General features: G+C 60.7%; 15 protein-coding genes and 1 riboswitch. Of the genes, 4 read left to right on the top strand and 11 right to left on the bottom strand.

Annotated elements, in window-relative coordinates; genetic code table 11:
- Window positions 1–85: 85 nt before the first annotated feature.
- Genes VY732_RS08485 through cobO form a run of 6 tightly spaced genes read right to left on the bottom strand, consistent with a single transcriptional unit; the run spans window position 86 to window position 6,079 of the window.
- A complete protein-coding gene (locus VY732_RS08485) occupies window positions 86–1,537 on the bottom strand; it encodes a cobyric acid synthase (protein WP_331695174.1) in 1,452 nt (483 codons plus the stop codon).
- Complete coding sequence (gene cobD, locus VY732_RS08480) at window positions 1,534–2,526, bottom strand: threonine-phosphate decarboxylase CobD (RefSeq protein ID WP_331695173.1); 993 nt, start codon at window positions 2,524–2,526, stop codon at window positions 1,534–1,536. Before cobD ends, VY732_RS08485 begins: the two co-directional genes overlap by 4 nt.
- The gene (gene cbiB / locus VY732_RS08475) at window positions 2,519–3,427 is read right to left on the bottom strand and encodes an adenosylcobinamide-phosphate synthase CbiB (protein WP_331695172.1); all 909 of its coding nucleotides are present in this window, start codon (window positions 3,425–3,427) and stop codon (window positions 2,519–2,521) included. The genes cobD and cbiB overlap by 8 nt, the downstream gene beginning before the upstream one ends.
- Window positions 3,424–4,074, bottom strand: a complete 651-nt coding sequence (gene bluB / locus VY732_RS08470; RefSeq protein ID WP_331695171.1) for a 5,6-dimethylbenzimidazole synthase — start codon at window positions 4,072–4,074, stop codon at window positions 3,424–3,426. The genes cbiB and bluB overlap by 4 nt, the downstream gene beginning before the upstream one ends.
- Window positions 4,071–5,471, bottom strand: a complete 1,401-nt coding sequence (locus VY732_RS08465) for a cobyrinate a,c-diamide synthase (RefSeq protein ID WP_331695170.1) — start codon at window positions 5,469–5,471, stop codon at window positions 4,071–4,073. Before VY732_RS08465 ends, bluB begins: the two co-directional genes overlap by 4 nt.
- Window positions 5,468–6,079 carry a cob(I)yrinic acid a,c-diamide adenosyltransferase gene (gene cobO, locus VY732_RS08460; RefSeq protein WP_003223053.1) on the bottom strand — a complete coding sequence of 204 codons (612 nt, stop codon included), beginning with the start codon at window positions 6,077–6,079 and terminating at the stop codon, window positions 5,468–5,470. Before cobO ends, VY732_RS08465 begins: the two co-directional genes overlap by 4 nt.
- An 81-nt stretch (window positions 6,080–6,160) precedes the next feature.
- A riboswitch (cobalamin riboswitch) is annotated at window positions 6,161–6,390 on the bottom strand.
- A gap of 163 nt (window positions 6,391–6,553) precedes the next feature.
- Here cobO and VY732_RS08455 point away from each other — a divergent pair.
- Both VY732_RS08455 and VY732_RS08450 read left to right on the top strand, forming a co-directional pair.
- On the top strand, window positions 6,554–7,138 hold the full coding sequence (locus VY732_RS08455) for a hypothetical protein (RefSeq protein ID WP_331695169.1): 585 nt from the start codon (window positions 6,554–6,556) through the stop codon (window positions 7,136–7,138).
- Between the two features lie 67 nt (window positions 7,139–7,205).
- The gene (locus VY732_RS08450; RefSeq protein ID WP_331695168.1) at window positions 7,206–8,519 is read left to right on the top strand and encodes a PQQ-dependent sugar dehydrogenase; all 1,314 of its coding nucleotides are present in this window, start codon (window positions 7,206–7,208) and stop codon (window positions 8,517–8,519) included.
- A 134-nt stretch (window positions 8,520–8,653) separates the two neighbouring features.
- On the opposite strand, the gene VY732_RS08445 is transcribed toward VY732_RS08450, so the two are convergent.
- The 5 genes from VY732_RS08445 to VY732_RS08425 all read right to left on the bottom strand — a co-directional run bounded on the left by VY732_RS08445 (window position 8,654) and on the right by VY732_RS08425 (window position 13,333).
- On the bottom strand, window positions 8,654–9,190 hold the full coding sequence (locus VY732_RS08445; protein WP_123592704.1) for a C40 family peptidase: 537 nt from the start codon (window positions 9,188–9,190) through the stop codon (window positions 8,654–8,656).
- A gap of 220 nt (window positions 9,191–9,410) precedes the next feature.
- On the bottom strand, window positions 9,411–10,028 hold the full coding sequence (locus VY732_RS08440; protein ID WP_007919826.1) for a C40 family peptidase: 618 nt from the start codon (window positions 10,026–10,028) through the stop codon (window positions 9,411–9,413).
- Window positions 10,029–10,254: 226 nt separating this feature from the next.
- Complete coding sequence (gene hda, locus VY732_RS08435) at window positions 10,255–10,959, bottom strand: DnaA regulatory inactivator Hda (protein ID WP_007919828.1); 705 nt, start codon at window positions 10,957–10,959, stop codon at window positions 10,255–10,257.
- Window positions 10,960–11,166: 207 nt separating this feature from the next.
- The gene (locus VY732_RS08430) at window positions 11,167–12,240 is read right to left on the bottom strand and encodes an AI-2E family transporter (RefSeq protein ID WP_102900818.1); all 1,074 of its coding nucleotides are present in this window, start codon (window positions 12,238–12,240) and stop codon (window positions 11,167–11,169) included.
- A gap of 34 nt (window positions 12,241–12,274) precedes the next feature.
- Window positions 12,275–13,333: a DUF2066 domain-containing protein gene (locus tag VY732_RS08425; protein WP_331695167.1), complete on the bottom strand. Its 1,059-nt coding sequence runs from the start codon at window positions 13,331–13,333 to the stop codon at window positions 12,275–12,277.
- Between the two features lie 373 nt (window positions 13,334–13,706).
- Here VY732_RS08425 and purM point away from each other — a divergent pair, with 373 nt between their 5' ends.
- Entirely contained in the window at window positions 13,707–14,765 is a 1,059-nt protein-coding gene (gene purM / locus VY732_RS08420) for a phosphoribosylformylglycinamidine cyclo-ligase (protein ID WP_077571719.1), read from the top strand.
- The gene (purN, locus tag VY732_RS08415; protein WP_137219631.1) at window positions 14,765–15,415 is read left to right on the top strand and encodes a phosphoribosylglycinamide formyltransferase; all 651 of its coding nucleotides are present in this window, start codon (window positions 14,765–14,767) and stop codon (window positions 15,413–15,415) included. Before purM ends, purN begins: the two co-directional genes overlap by 1 nt.
- The last annotated feature ends 3 nt before the right edge of the window (window positions 15,416–15,418 follow it).

Below are 15,418 nucleotides of genomic sequence, written 5' to 3'. Positions count from 1 at the left end.
GGGTTATGAGTTGTACTCAAAATGTATGGCTAACCGCATTCACTGTGGGAGCGAGCCTGCTCGCGAAGAGGCCCGTACAGGCAATTCAAATCCCACAGAGCTGACGCAACAGATCCGTATCCAGATGCTTCTCCACCAGATCCGCCAGCCGCTCGATATCACGCTCGCGCAAGCCGTGATAATCCACCTGCTGCACATCGCTCAACCCGGCCCAGCGCAGCAACGCCGCACTCGCCGCCGGCGATTCGAACAGGCCATGCAGATAGGTGCCGAACACCTGCATATCAACACTCTGTGCACCGTCGCAACGGCCATCATCCAGATGCACCGCCGCGTTTTCCAACGCCGGTCCGCTGGTCACGCCGGCATGAATTTCATAACCGCTGACGTCGGCATCTTCCAGCGCCAGCCGTCCACGCACATTGCGCAACTGCTTCTCGGCCTCAAGGGTGGTTTCGAACGCCAGCAAGCCCAAACCGGCACTCGTGCCCGGCGCACCTTCAAGACCGAGCGGGTCGTGCACCTGCTCGCCGAGCATCTGCAGACCGCCGCAGATCCCCAGCACTTTGCCGCCGTAACGCAAGTGCCGAGAGATCGCCGTATCCCAGCCATTGGCACGCAAATAGGCCAGATCACTGCGCACGCTTTTCGAGCCCGGCAGGATGATCAGGTCAGCAGCAGGAATCGCCTGCCCCGGCCCGACAAATTGCAGATCGACCTGCGGATGCAAACGCAGTGGATCGAAGTCGGTGTGGTTGCTGATGCGCGGCAGCACCGGCACCACTACTTTCAGCACTTGTTCGGCCTTGTCGGTCTGGCGCTGATCGATGCCGTCCTCGGCCTCAAGGTGCAGATCCATCACGTACGGCAGCACGCCCACCACCGGTTTGCCGGTGCGCTGTTCCAGCCAGTCGAGGCCCGGTTGCAGCAAGGCGATGTCACCGCGAAAACGGTTGATGATGAAGCCCTTGACCCGCGCCTGTTCGCTCGGCGAGAGCAACTCCAGGGTGCCGACCAGATGGGCGAAAACCCCGCCGCGATTGATGTCGGCGATCAGCAACACCGGGCAATCCACCGCTTCGGCAAAGCCCATGTTGGCGATGTCACCGGCACGCAGATTGATCTCCGCCGGCGAGCCTGCGCCCTCAACCATCACCAACGGATACGCCGCGCTGAGCCGTTCGTGGGACGCAAGCACCGCTTTCATCGCGATGGCTTTGTAGTCGTGATACGCCACGGCATTCATCGACGTTACCGCGCGGCCATGAATGATCACCTGTGCGCCGGTATCGCTGTTGGGCTTGAGCAGCACCGGGTTCATGTCGGTGTGCGGTTCAAGAAACGCCGCTTGCGCCTGCACGGCTTGCGCGCGACCGATCTCACCGCCATCGGCAGTCACAGCGCTGTTGAGCGCCATGTTCTGCGGTTTAAACGGGACGACCGCCACGCCCTGGCGCGTCGCCCAGCGGCACAGCGCCGTCACCAGTGTGCTTTTACCGGCGTCGGAGGTGGTGCCTTGCACCATCAGGGTGGTCATGGGTGGTCCTTGGCGAAAGCGCTTAAAGCGTGTTCGAGACGCGCCTCTTCAGCCGCGTCGGCGGGCAGGCCAAAACGCAAACTGCTGTTGTGGGTAAAGAGGCGCAGGAGAATGCCGCGACGAGCCATGAATGCGTGCAGCGTTTCGGCATGCTCGGTGATCAGCCACTGGAACAGCGCGCAACCGCCCTGCGGCTTGAAACCGTATCGCTCCAGCAGCGCCGCCAGCCGCTCACTGGCCTCATCGCTGCGAATCCGTTGGCGTGTGTGCCCTTCGGTGTCTCGCAGACACGCTTGCCCGAGCACCCGCGTCGGCCCGCTCACCGCCCAGGGCCCGACCTGTTCGGCGAGCAGCTTGAGCAACTTGCGCTCGGCCAGGACGAAGCCCAGACGCACCCCGGCCAGACCGAAAAACTTGCCGAACGAACGCAACACGATCAGCCCGACTTGATGGGCATGCGGTGCCAGACTCAACTGCGGCGTGTTATCCATGAAAGCTTCATCGACCACCAGCCAGCCACCGCGCCGGGCGAGCCGCGCATGCCAGTCAAGCAGGCGTGCCGGGGTCAGGCTCAGGCCGGTCGGGTTGTTCGGGTTGACCACCACCAGCACGTCGAGGCTATCGAGAAAAAATTCGACTTCCTGCTCCAGCACTTCACGCACGATGTAACCGCTACGGCGCCAGGCTTCGGCATGCTCGGCATAACACGGTGACAACACGCCGACTTTGCCGGCCCGGCGCAAGCGCGGCAGCAACTGAATGGCCATTTGCGAACCGGCCACCGGCAGCACTTGCGCGGCACCGTAGTAATCGCACGCGGCTTGCTCCAGGCCGTCGTCGGTTTCCGGCAGGCGCGCCCAGGCACGCAGCGGGATTTCCGGGATCGGGAACGGCCACGGCGCGAGGCCGCTGGACAGGTCGAGCCAGTCAGCCTCGGCAATGCCGTAATCGAGTGCCGCCTTGCGCAGCCGGCCACCGTGCTCAAGCATAGAATTCAGCCCCCACGCAGAGAATCAGCAGCCATAACCATACGCCGCGCTGGACCAATTGCCAGCCACGGTCGATGGAATCTGCGTCAGCCGCTGCGCCCTCGCCAAGCTGCGGACGGTCGTGAAGTTCGCCGTGGTAAATCGCCGGCCCACCCAACTCCACGCCCAGTGCACCGGCACCGGCCGCCATCACGGGACCTGCGTTGGGGCTATCCCACTTCGGCGCCTGTGTGCGCCAGCACTTCAGCGCGAGTCGGGTTTTGCCCAGCAGCGCGTAGGTCAATGCCACCAGACGCGCAGGAATGTAGTTCAACACGTCGTCGATTTTTGCTGCGGCCCAGCCGAAACGCTCAAAGCGTTCGTTGCGATAACCCCACATCGCATCGAGCGTGTTGCTCAAGCGATAGAGGACCACGCCCGGCGCACCCGCCACGACAAACCAGAACAGCGCGGCGAACACCGCATCGCTGCCGTTTTCCAGCACAGACTCAGTGGCAGCGCGAGCGACGGCAGTGCTGTCGAGTTCATCGGTCTGGCGGCTGACCAGATAGCCAACACGCTTGCGTGCCTCATCGAGATCATCTGCGCGCAAAGCAGCGGCCACCGGCGCCACATGCTCGCCGAGGCTGCGCATGCCGAGGGCGCCATACAACGCAAGAATTTCGACGACCCATCCCACGTACGGCGCCCAGGAAAGCGCCGTGGCGAGCAAGGTCAACGGCAGCACCGCGATCACCCACGCGGTGACGCCATGGCTGCGCCAGCCCCGGCCACCGGCGTTGAAACGTTGCTCGATGCGCCCGGCAAAATTGCCGAACGCCACCAGCGGATGCCAGCGTTTCGGTTCACCCAACAGCGCATCCAGCGCCACTGCGGCGACACTCAACAACGCCACACTCATTGACTCACTCCCCAATAATTTTCGTACAGCAACTCATTGAGCGGCCGCGCCTGCGCCCACCCTTCGAGTACCAGCATCGGCGCCGGATAGAATTCCTTGACCGGACCCAGGCATAAAACGGCGAGAGGTTTGGCGCCTTCGGGCAACTTCAACAGATCAGCCAGTGCCTGTGGCTCGAACAGTGAAACCCAGCCCATGCCCAGGCCTTCGGCGCGCGAGGCCAGCCACAGATTCTGGATGGCGCAGGACAGCGAGGCCATGTCCATTTCCGGCAGCGTGCGGCGACCGAAGATGTGCTTTTCGCGATCGTCCATCAACGCGGCGACCAGCACTTCGGCGCAGTCATGGAGCCCCTCGACCTTGAGTTTCATGAACTCGTCACTGCGTTCGCCGAGGGCTTCGGCGGTGCGGACGCGTTCTTCTTCCACGAGGTTCTGGATCTGCCCGCGCAGGTTGCGGTCGCTGATACGGATGAAGCGCCAGGGCTGCATCAGGCCGACGCTTGGGGCCTGGTGGGCGGCTTCCAAGAGTCGGCGCAGCAGCTCCGGTTCGACCGTGCCGCCGGTGAAGTGGCGCATGTCGCGGCGTTCGGCGATGGCTTTATAGACGGCTTGGCGCTCGGCTTCGGAGAATGTGTTGTCGGTCATGGCCCTTTCGCGAGCAGGCTCGCTCCCACAGGGGATTGCATTGCTTCAGTCACCACCGTTTCAACTGTGGGAGCGAGCCTGCTCGCGAAGGCGCCTTCGGAATCAGGCGCAAACAGTGCAGCGACAGCCACCGGATTCGACGGGAAATAAAAGTGCACGTACGACGCCGTCATCCGCCCTTCCCGATAAACCGCCTCGGCCCCACGCCCACCATTCGGGCTCAAGCCACGGGCAATCGGTGTCAATTCGGTGGTGGTCAGGGAATGATGATAAGTGTGCCCACGCAGCGAACCTTCCGGCAGATCGACCGCTTGCAGGGCCAGTGCCGCCAGACGCTTCTGCATCACCGCATCGCCCTTAAGCAGCCCAACCAACTCAGCGCGAGTGCCTTCAACGTCAGTCAAAGAATCCAGCAAATACAGCATCCCGCCACATTCAGCGAGCAACGGTTTACCCGCTGCATGATGCGCGCGAATCGCTTCAACCATCGCGGTGTTCTGCGCCAGCGCAACGTGATGCAACTCCGGATAACCACCGGGCAGATACAAGCTATCCGCCTCCGGCAATTGCGTATCGCGGATCGGCGAGAAGAAACTCAACTCGGCGCCCATCGCCCGCAACAGATCGAGACTCGCGCCATAGGTGAAAGCAAACGCTTCATCACGGGCGACCGCGATTCGCACATTCTTCAGCAGCGGCTCTACAGCGATGACGTCAGGCGCGGCGAACTCAACCGCCGGCGGCAGCGCTACCTCACAGCTACTGGCGAGAGCGTCGGCAGCCGCGTCGAGACGCACATCGAGGTCATTCAGTTCGCTGGCCTGGACCAGGCCGAGATGGCGACTCGGCAGTTCGATACCCGTTTCGCGGGACAACGCGCCGTACCAGCGCAGACCTTCCGTGAGACTGCCTTCGAGCAATTGCGCATGTCGCAAAGTACCGACACGATTGGCCAGCACGCCGGCAAACGGCAGATCCGGCTGGTACTTCGCCAAGCCCAGCGCCAACGCACCAAAGGTCTGCGCCATCGCCGTCCCATCGATCACGCCAAGCACAGGCACACCGAAATGCCGCGCCAGATCAGCGCTGGAAGGCGTGCCGTCGAACAGACCCATCACGCCTTCGATCAGAATCAGATCGGCCTCGGCGGCGGCTTCCCACAACAGACGACGACTTTCCTGCTCGCCGACCATCCACATGTCCAATTGATAGACCGGCGCACCGCTGGCGCGCTCAAGAATCATCGGATCAAGGAAGTCCGGGCCGCATTTGAACACGCGTACTTTGCGCCCCTGATTGCGATGCAAACGGGCGAGCGCGGCGGTGACGGTGGTCTTGCCCTGACCGGAGGCCGGCGCGGCGATGAGGACCGCCGGGCAGTGACGTGGTTGATTCAAAGTTCGACGCCTTTCTGCGCTTTGATGCCGGCCTGGAAGGCGTGTTTGAGCATGCCCATTTCGGTGACCGTGTCGCCCATTTCGATCATTTCCGGCTTGGCCGCGCGACCGGTGACGATCACGTGCTGCATCGGCGGACGCGCCTGCAAATCGCTGAGCACCTGATCGAGATCGAGGTAACCGTGCTTGAGGGCGATGTTCAGTTCGTCGAGCACCACCAGACCGATCGACGGATCACGCAGCAACTCACGGGACACCGCCCACGCGGCTTCGGCAGCGGCGATGTCACGCTGGCGGTCCTGGGTTTCCCAAGTGAATCCTTCGCCCATCACGTGAAAGCGCACTTGCTCGGGGAAGCGGCGGAAAAACAACTCTTCGCCGGTGCTGTTGCGGCCCTTGATGAACTGCACCACGCCGCACTGCATGCCGTGGCCCATGGCGCGCGCAAGCATGCCGAAGGCCGAGCTGCTTTTGCCTTTGCCATTGCCGGTCAGCACCAGCACCAGACCGCACTCGTCAGGCGAGTTGGCGATGCGTTCGTCGATCACGGCTTTTTTGCGCTGCATACGCGCCAGATGGCGTTCGTCGCGCTCGGGGGAATCAGTCATGGGGGAGCTCTCCGTTGAGGCTGGATAACGGCGGGCAGGCACAAGAATAGACGGCAAAAAGCCTGGCATCGCCCACCGTGATGCCGCTGGATGGATCAGGCCGGTCTCCGGGCTCATGAGCGGCGTTGGCCTGACTGCGCGCCTTCCCGCTTCTTTCGAGGCAGTGGCTCAAGGCGCAGTTTTCACTCATTTACCGTTGCGGGGGCAGCGCCGGGATCGTGGTGGTTCTTCGCTTGAAGACAACCCTCACCGGCTTCCCTGTTTCACTCTGTCGACGCAGGTCACAGAGCACCTGAAACAAGCCGCGAAGGTTAGAGGGTTGGGGGTGGAGCGTCAATTAAAGAGGCGGCCATCGGGCGAATAACTGCCGCCGATCACTTATCTGCCGCCAATCTTGTGCCACACTGATACAAATGATATCAAAGAGCCATGCTTTTCTCGAAAAGCCCACTACAACAATAAAGGATGATGACGATGCAAGGCATGATCATCAGCAACCCGCGCCTGGAATTCCTGCGCCCGGTGCTTGAACGCTGGTTTGACTGTATCGACCGCTACAACGCCGTGCGCGGCGACAGCGACACCCCTTACTGGCATGACGAGAAAGCCAATCTCGGATTGCTCTCGGCGGCGGCCTGGATGGCTGAGCTGGTCACTTTGAACGACACTGTCACGCGCAAACAGAACGAAGAAGGCGAGCGCAATGCCCGCGCCGATCTGTTTCTCGCCGGCGCCGAAGACCGCGCCTTTATCCAGGCCACTCAGCGCTGGCCAAAGGTTACCAACCTGAATCTGACCCAGGCCCTGCTGGATATCACTAACGACGCCAAGCGCATCAGCTACGCCAGCGATCTCAAGCTCGGCTGCCTGTTTGTCGCGCCGCAAAAAGCCCAGCACAGCGCCAGCCCTGAAGAGCTGCAGGACATGGTCGACGACCTGCAAAAGGAACACACCTGCGCGGTCGCCTGGTATTTCCCTTACGCCTACCGCAAGTTGCGCAGCGAAGCCGGCAATTATCACCCGGGCATCGCCGTGCTGTTCAAGGAAGCCCGCGGCTGAGCAGTTGAACCATCGGGCTTGCGCCCTCCTCTATGATTAGGAATGCATTCATAGGGAAGATTCAGCAATGCGCAAGCCCCAGCTCGTTTTTGTCATCGCCTTCGCCGGAGGGCTCGCCGCCTGCGGTGAGACCTCCAGCCTGCAAGTCTCCGACGGCACCGGCCCGTCACCGAAATTGCCTGAACCAAACAAGACCCTGATTCCGACGGTGAACATTGCCCCGGCGATCGGCTGGCCGGAGGGCGCTAAACCGACGGCAGCGACTGGCACGCAAGTCGCTGCATTCGCGGAAGGCCTCGATCATCCGCGCTGGCTCTATGTGCTGCCCAACGGCGATGTGCTGGTGGCGGAAACCAACGCCCCGCCAAAACCGGATGACAGCAGCGGCATTCGTGGCTGGGTGATGAAAAAGGTCATGGGCAAGGCTGGCGCGGGCGTGCCGAGTCCGAACCGCATCACCTTGCTGCGTGACGCCGATCATGATGGTGTCGCAGAAACCCGCACGGTATTCCTGCAGAACCTCAACTCGCCGTTCGGTATGACGCTGGTTGGCAATGACCTGTACGTCGCCGATACCGATCGCCTGCTGCGCTTCAACTACGAACCCGGCGCGACCGAGATCAAGTCACAGCCAATCAAGGTTGTCGATTTGCCCGGCGGTACGCTGAATCACCACTGGACGAAAAACGTCATCGCCAGCAAGGACGGCAGCAAGCTGTACGTCACGGTCGGCTCGAACAGCAACGTCGGCGAAAATGGTCTGGATAAGGAAGAAGGCCGCGCGGCGATCTGGGAAGTCGATCGGGCGACCGGCAATCACCGCATCTTCGCCTCGGGCATCCGCAACCCCAATGGCCTGGCCTGGGAGCCGAAAAGTGGCGCGCTGTGGACAGCGGTCAACGAACGCGACGAGATCGGCAGTGATCTGGTGCCGGACTACATCACTTCCGTGAAGGACGGTGGCTTCTATGGCTGGCCGTTCAGTTACTACGGCCAGCATGTCGATGTCCGCGTTACGCCGCAAAACCCGGATCTGGTGGCCAAAGCCATCGCCCCGGATTATGCAGTCGGGCCGCACACTGCGTCTTTGGGCCTGACGTTCGCCGAGGGCAACAACCTGCCGGCGCAGTTCAAGGAAGGTGCCTTTATCGGCCAGCACGGTTCATGGAACCGCAAACCGCACAGTGGCTACAAAGTGATTTTCGTACCGTTCACCGGTGGCAAGCCGAGCGGCAAACCGGTGGATGTGCTGACCGGGTTCCTCGACAAGGACGAGAATGCACTCGGTCGGCCGGTGGGCGTGGTGATCGATCAGCAGGGGGGCTTGCTGGTGGCGGATGATGTTGGCAACAAGGTGTGGCGAGTCTCAGCCAGCAAATAATTTTAGCCATGCACAAACAACTGTAGGAGTGAGCCTGCTCGCGATAGCGGTCGATCATTCAACATTGATGTTGAATGTGACACCGTCATCGCGAGCAGGCTCACTCCTACACATTAGATTTTGGGCAACTTGAATTAAGGGTTATGCGCCAGATGCTCCGGCTGCAACACCCGCTTGGCACTCAGATAAGCCTTCTGCCAGTACGCCTTCGACAGGCTGTCGAGCTTGACCGTGCCACCCGTGGCCGGCGCATGCACAAAGCGCCCTTCGCCGACGTAAATCCCCGCATGACTGACCTGCGAACCGCCATTGGTGGCGAAGAAAATCAGGTCGCCAGTCTGCAAGCCTTCCTTGCCGACATTCGGTGCCTGCATAACGATCAACTCACGCGTCGAACGTGGCAAAGAGATGCCCGCCGCATCACGGTAGACAAAACCGATCAGGCCGCTGCAATCAAAGCCTGAATCCGGCGTGTTGCCGCCCCAGCGATAAGGCGTGCCGACCAGGCCGAGCGCGCGAAACAGCACGTCCTCAGCAGCAGGCGAAAAAGCTTGGGAGGGGCCGAACACGACCGGTGCGCGAACCACCGGCGCAGGAGGCGGTGTGCGACTGGCGCAGGCGCTGAGCAGCGCTACGCAGAGCATCAATGTGAGGCGGGCCGTCATCGTCATAAGCAGAACATCCTGATCTGGCTGCGGCTTTTTCTGCCGGAGGACAGAAAACAAAACCGCCTGCGTGAGCACGCAGGCGGTTTGCCATCAAACTAGATAAAGGATTCTAGCGGCTACGCGGCAAACTTCAAGTAAGACTTTAACTTCACCTTGTAAAGTATACGTCTACTCCGTTGCCGGAAGCCTGATTGTCGCTGCGAACGCAGCGACAACAGGGGAATTACTTACGAGCAGTAACGACTGTCGGAGCGTTGGCCAGAGCGCGTTTCGCTTCGATGAAGGTCTTGCTCCAGTAGCTGTCACCCAGGCTGTCGATGCGAACACCGCCGCTGCGACGACTGCTGGAGTGGATGAACTGGTTGTCACCGAGGTAGATGCCGGCGTGACTGACACGACCGCGACGACCATTGGTGGCGAAGAACAGCAGATCGCCCGGCTCAAGGTTGCTGCGCGATACCAGTGGTGCATCGACGTTGATCATTTCGCGGGTGGAGCGTGGCAGGTTCATGCCAGCTTCTTCGCGGAACAGGTAGCCGATGAAACCACTGCAATCAAAACCGGCTTCAGAGGTACCGCCGAAACGGTAACGGGTACCGATCAGGGACATGCCGCGTTCGAGGATGCTGTCGGCCAGAACAGGAAGCTGATAAGGCTTCTTGCCATTGAATTCATTGAGTTCTTTTTCGGTGTCCAGCTCTTCCTGGTAAATAACGGAAGACTGGGCCGTGGCAGAATTTTTAACCTGTTGAGGCTGCTCTTGAACTGGAGAATGAGCAGCGCAACCGTACAACAGGGTGACGAGTGCGAGAGGCACGAGGGGTGCGAAGCGCTTTAGCATGGGCACGACCGTGGCTGATAGTTGTAAAGAAGCCGAGACTATGCCCGCTATCAGCCTCATTTGCAAATTCAATCGATCTTTTTGTGACTTCCCGGTTTCTCGTTTACATCTAAGCGCTTAAGCCCATTTGAACCGATACGCGGCCTGCACAGCGTGCAGGAAAGCGGATTTTCTGGCGCCTGAAATATGCCGAAACACGCTGAAAGCCGCAGAACCAAAGGGATGGCTACCAGCCGAGGGTTTCTTTCAGAAACGGAATAGTCAGCTTGCGCTGCGCTTGCAACGAGGCCTGATCGAGCTGCTCAAGCAAGTCAAACAGCGCACTCATGCTGCGGGTGCCGCGAGTCAAAATAAAATGCCCGACTTCGTCAGTAAGGTGCAGACCACGACGCGACGCGCGCAATTGCAAGGCGCGCAATTTGTCTTCATCGGAAAGCGGACGCATCTGGAAAATCAGCGCCAGGGTCAGGCGCGATTTCAAGTCAGCCAGTTTGACCGGCAGTTCACGCGGAGAGGTGGAAGCGGCAATCAGCAAGCGCCGACCGCTGTCACGCAGACGGTTGAACAGATGAAACATCGCCTCTTCCCAGTCAGCCTTGCCGGCGATCACCTGCAAATCATCCAGGCAAACCAGTTCGTACTGTTCAAGGTTATCGAGGATTTCGACACCGCGATCCATCAACTCGGCCAACGGCAAGTACACCGCCGGCTCACCCATCTGCTCGAATCGCAGACACGCCGCCTGCAACAGATGCGTACGCCCTACGCCGTGTTTGCCCCACAGGTAGATCAGGCTTTCTGTCCAGCCGGCGTCGGCTTCGCATAGACGCTCGACATAGCCGAGTGCAGCGGCATTGGCGCCTGGGTAGTAGTTGATGAAGGTGGCGTCGTCACGCAGACGCACACCTAGGGGCAGCTGAATCGGTTTCATGCTGACTGAACAGTTCTCAAGGAACCGTTAGTGGCCTCTGTGTAAAGTTTGCGAAGTTTATACCCGTGAAGCTGAGCGCACAATGCGACAGAGTCCAAGCAAAATCAAAGGTTTGCGATAACGCAGTGGATTTATGACAGATTCTTTGGCGCCAGCGCCTGCAGGACACGGGCCAACCCGGCGATTTGCCGGGCCGCCCCTGCGCCATTACAACTGCGGATCGTCAACGCCACTATAGATGTCGGAGTCCTTGTACAAGTCGTGCACATGGCGCACCAGCACCATGATCACCGCCGCCACTGGCAATGCCAACAGCACGCCGGTGAAACCGAACAGTTCGCCGCCAGCCAGAATCGCGAAAATCACCGCCACCGGATGCAGACCGATACGATCGCCCACCAGCAAAGGCGTCAGCACCATGCCTTCCAGCGCCTGACCGACCATGAACACCGCAACGATCCCGACCATCGGATACAGATCGCCGCCAAACTGGAACAGCCCGGCAATCAGTGCCGCGCCAATACCGATCACGAAACCCATATACGGCACGATTGCAGCCAGTCCGGCGATCAAACCGATCAACAGCCCCAGCTCCAGTCCGACAATCATCAGGCCTGCCGCATAGATCACGCCCAGCGCCACCATCACCAGCAACTGACCGCGCACAAACGCGCCCAGTACCTCATGACATTCACCGGCCAGCGATACGATGGTCTCTTCCCGATCACGCGGCAGCAGGCTGCGGATCTTGGCCATCATCACGTCCCAGTCACGCAGCAGGTAGAAACTCACCACCGGGATCAGCACCAGATTGGCCAGCCAGCCGATCAACGCCAGACTCGAGGCCGTTGCCTGACTCAGCACCACGCCGACAATGTCGGTGGTCTGACCCATGTGCTCGCTGATCGCAGCCTTGACCTTATCGAACTTCCAGAAACCGTCCGACAACCCCAGCTTCGACTGCGCCCACGGCACTGCAGTGTGCTGCAGCCAATCGAGCATTTGCGGCGCCAGTTCGTACAAACGCAGCAACTGCTTGGCAAGCATCGGCACCAGCACCAGCATCAGCGCGGTGACGATCAAGGTGAACAGAGCAAACACCGCGATCACGCCCCAGGTTCGCGACAAACCGAGCCGCTCCAGGCGATCCACCAACGGATCGAACAGATAAGCCAGCAGCAGCGCCACCAGAAACGGCGTGAGGATCGGGTGCAACAACCATACAAACGCGCACAGCAGGACCACCCCACCGAGCCAGAACCAACGCCGCGTATCGGCCATGTACCACTCCTGTTGCTTCTATATAAGGAAAGACTTACCAGCGAAATCGCAACGACGGTGCTGCCGGGGTCGGGGCTGGCGCCGCGACAGGTGTTGCGCCGCCAGCCACTGGCTGTGGCGCCGCCACCGGGGCGGGTGCTTCGGCCGGCAACTCCTGCAACTTCGCCAGCGACAACTGCGCACGCATCTGATCGGCGCTGCCATTGACCCGATAGACGATACGATCGCCATCAACACTTTGCAGACGCACGCCAAACGGTTCGAGTAACCGTAACAGCGCCGCGTAGTGCTCAAGATTCATACCCTGCACTTCCAGGGTTTGCTGCCCCGAAGCGCCGGGCTTTGCGACAAAACGAGGCGCCAGACGCTCGGCCACCGCCAGCATCACCGCGTCAGCGACAGCGGCCTGATCGGCGCCCTGCACACTGCCCGCCTCTTTCTGATCGCCCAGCCACAAGTGCCACTTGGCCTGCCACTGCCCGCCTTCTTCACGGGCATGCACCGCCAGCAAGGCATCAGCGTTGTAGCGCTCGGAGGCGCCGCGCAACGGTGCCGGATCCGTGCCTTCGAGCGCTGGCGCAGTGGCAACCAATTGCTCGCTCAAGTCCGCCAGCGGCAAGCGCAACGGCAAGCCGCGATGTTGCGCGGCCGTCCGCAACGGCGCGGCAGCGGCCTGACCATCACCGACCAGACTCGAACCTTCAGCCGAATCGTTCAGCCACCAACTCAGGATCGACGGCCGACTGGCCCCCCACAACGCCAACCCGGCTCGCCGCAGCGCCTGCTCGGTGGTCGCCGGATCGAAATCGACCTTCAGCACCTCCGGCGGCCCGGCATCGAAACCGAATTGACTGATAATTTGCTGCGGATCCTTGCGAATCGCCGCCAGCCCCGGGTTTTGCGCAGCTTTCGGATCGCCGGTCAGACGCAACACCAGCGTGTCGAGCGCCGCCTGCGTGGCGCGATCACGCTCTTCCGGCGCCTGGCCATTGACCGGCTCACGCACTTGATAAAGGCCTTTGAGATTTTCGGCGTGACTCGCCAGGCTGATCAGAGACAAACAACCCACAAACAACAATTTACACAAACGCATGGAGAATTCCCGTCGACAGGAGCGGCTGGAACAGGCCGCGTGAACCGGTTAAGCAAGGCTGTGACAATCTGCCAGCACTAAACATTCACACGACAGCGGTAAAATTTTGCACAGTGATAACGATAGACGGTTAATCGCCACACTTTATACAGGCGTTCATACGGCTCAATTGCAAAAAATTTCCGCTGATATGGCCCTGCCCGTCGGTGCGAGGATGGCCGCTGCCCCTCAAGCCTGATAAAATCGCGCGCCTTCGCAGACCGGCAACAGCCGGGCACCTCGAAACTCGCGTGAGGCCATCGCCCCGTCGATTTCGAAGTTCCCGCTGAACTCGGTCGTTACCCCTGAATCCCCTCCCCTAAAGGCCTGGATCATGAGCAAGCAACCCTCCCTGAGCTACAAGGACGCCGGTGTAGACATCGACGCCGGTGAAGCATTGGTCGAACGCATCAAGAGCGTCGCCAAGCGCACTGCGCGCCCGGAAGTCATGGGCGGCCTGGGCGGTTTCGGCGCCCTCTGCGAAATCCCGGCCGGCTACAAGCAGCCAGTACTGGTTTCCGGCACCGACGGCGTCGGCACCAAGCTGCGTCTGGCGCTGAACCTGAACAAGCACGACAGCATCGGCATCGACCTGGTTGCCATGTGCGTCAACGACCTCGTGGTGTGCGGCGCTGAGCCACTGTTCTTCCTCGACTACTACGCCACCGGCAAATTGAATGTCGACACCGCTGCCCAGGTGGTAACCGGCATCGGCGCTGGCTGCGAACTGTCGGGTTGCTCGCTGGTTGGCGGCGAAACCGCTGAAATGCCTGGCATGTACGAAGGCGAAGACTACGACCTGGCCGGCTTCTGCGTCGGCGTCGTGGAAAAGGCTGAAATCATCGACGGCTCGAAAGTCGCCACCGGTGATGCGCTGATCGCTCTGCCATCGTCCGGCCCGCACTCCAACGGCTACTCGCTGATCCGCAAGATCATCGAAGTCTCCGGTGCCGACATCGAAAACATCCAGCTCGACGGCAAACCGCTGACCGACCTGCTGATGGCCCCGACCCGCATCTACGTGAAGCCGCTGCTCAAGCTGATCAAAGATACCGGCGCCGTCAAAGCCATGGCCCACATCACCGGTGGCGGCCTGCTCGACAACATCCCGCGTGTTCTGCCAAAAGGCGCTCAGGCCGTGGTTGACGTGGCTAGCTGGACTCGCCCTGCCGTATTCGACTGGCTGCAAGAGAAGGGCAACGTTGACGAGACCGAGATGCACCGCGTGCTGAACTGCGGCGTTGGCATGGTCATCTGCGTGGCTCAGGAACACGTTGAAGTTGCGCTGAACACCCTGCGTGACGCCGGCGAACAGCCTTGGGTCATCGGTCAGATCGCTGCCGCTGCCGAAGGCGCTGCTCAGGTTGATCTGCAGAACCTTAAGGCTCATTAATGTCCGCAACCTGTGATGTCGTGGTGCTGTTGTCCGGCACCGGCAGTAACTTGCAGGCTCTGATCGACAGCACGCGGGCCGGCGACAGCCCGGTCCGCATCGCTGCAGTGATTTCCAATCGCGCCGACGCCTACGGCCTGCAACGCGCCAGTGACGCGGGTATCGCTACCCGTTCGCTGGATCACAAGGCATTCGAAGGTCGCGAGGCCTTCGATGCTGCTCTGATCGAACTGATCGACGAATTCAATCCGAAACTTGTGGTGCTGGCCGGCTTCATGCGCATTCTCAGCGCTGATTTCGTTCGCCACTATCAGGGTCGCCTGCTCAACATCCACCCGTCGCTGCTGCCCAAATACAAAGGGTTACACACTCATCAGCGCGCGCTGGAGGCCGGCGATACTGAGCACGGCTGCTCCGTGCACTTCGTCACCGAGGAACTCGATGGCGGACCACTGGTCGTACAGGCAGTATTACCGGTAGAGTTGCACGACACGCCGCAGAGTCTTGCGCAGCGAGTTCACGTTCAGGAACACCTGATCTACCCGATGGCAGTTCGCTGGTTTGCCGAAGGCAGACTGGCACTCGGTGAACACGGTGCTTTACTGGATGGCCAGTTACTCGCGGCCAGCGGCCACTTGATTCGACACTAGGAG

It is taken from the genome of Pseudomonas sp. ZY71 (assembly GCF_036542145.1).
GTDB lineage: Bacteria > Pseudomonadota > Gammaproteobacteria > Pseudomonadales > Pseudomonadaceae > Aquipseudomonas > Aquipseudomonas koreensis_A.
This window is presented reverse-complemented; position numbering and strand designations above follow the sequence as displayed.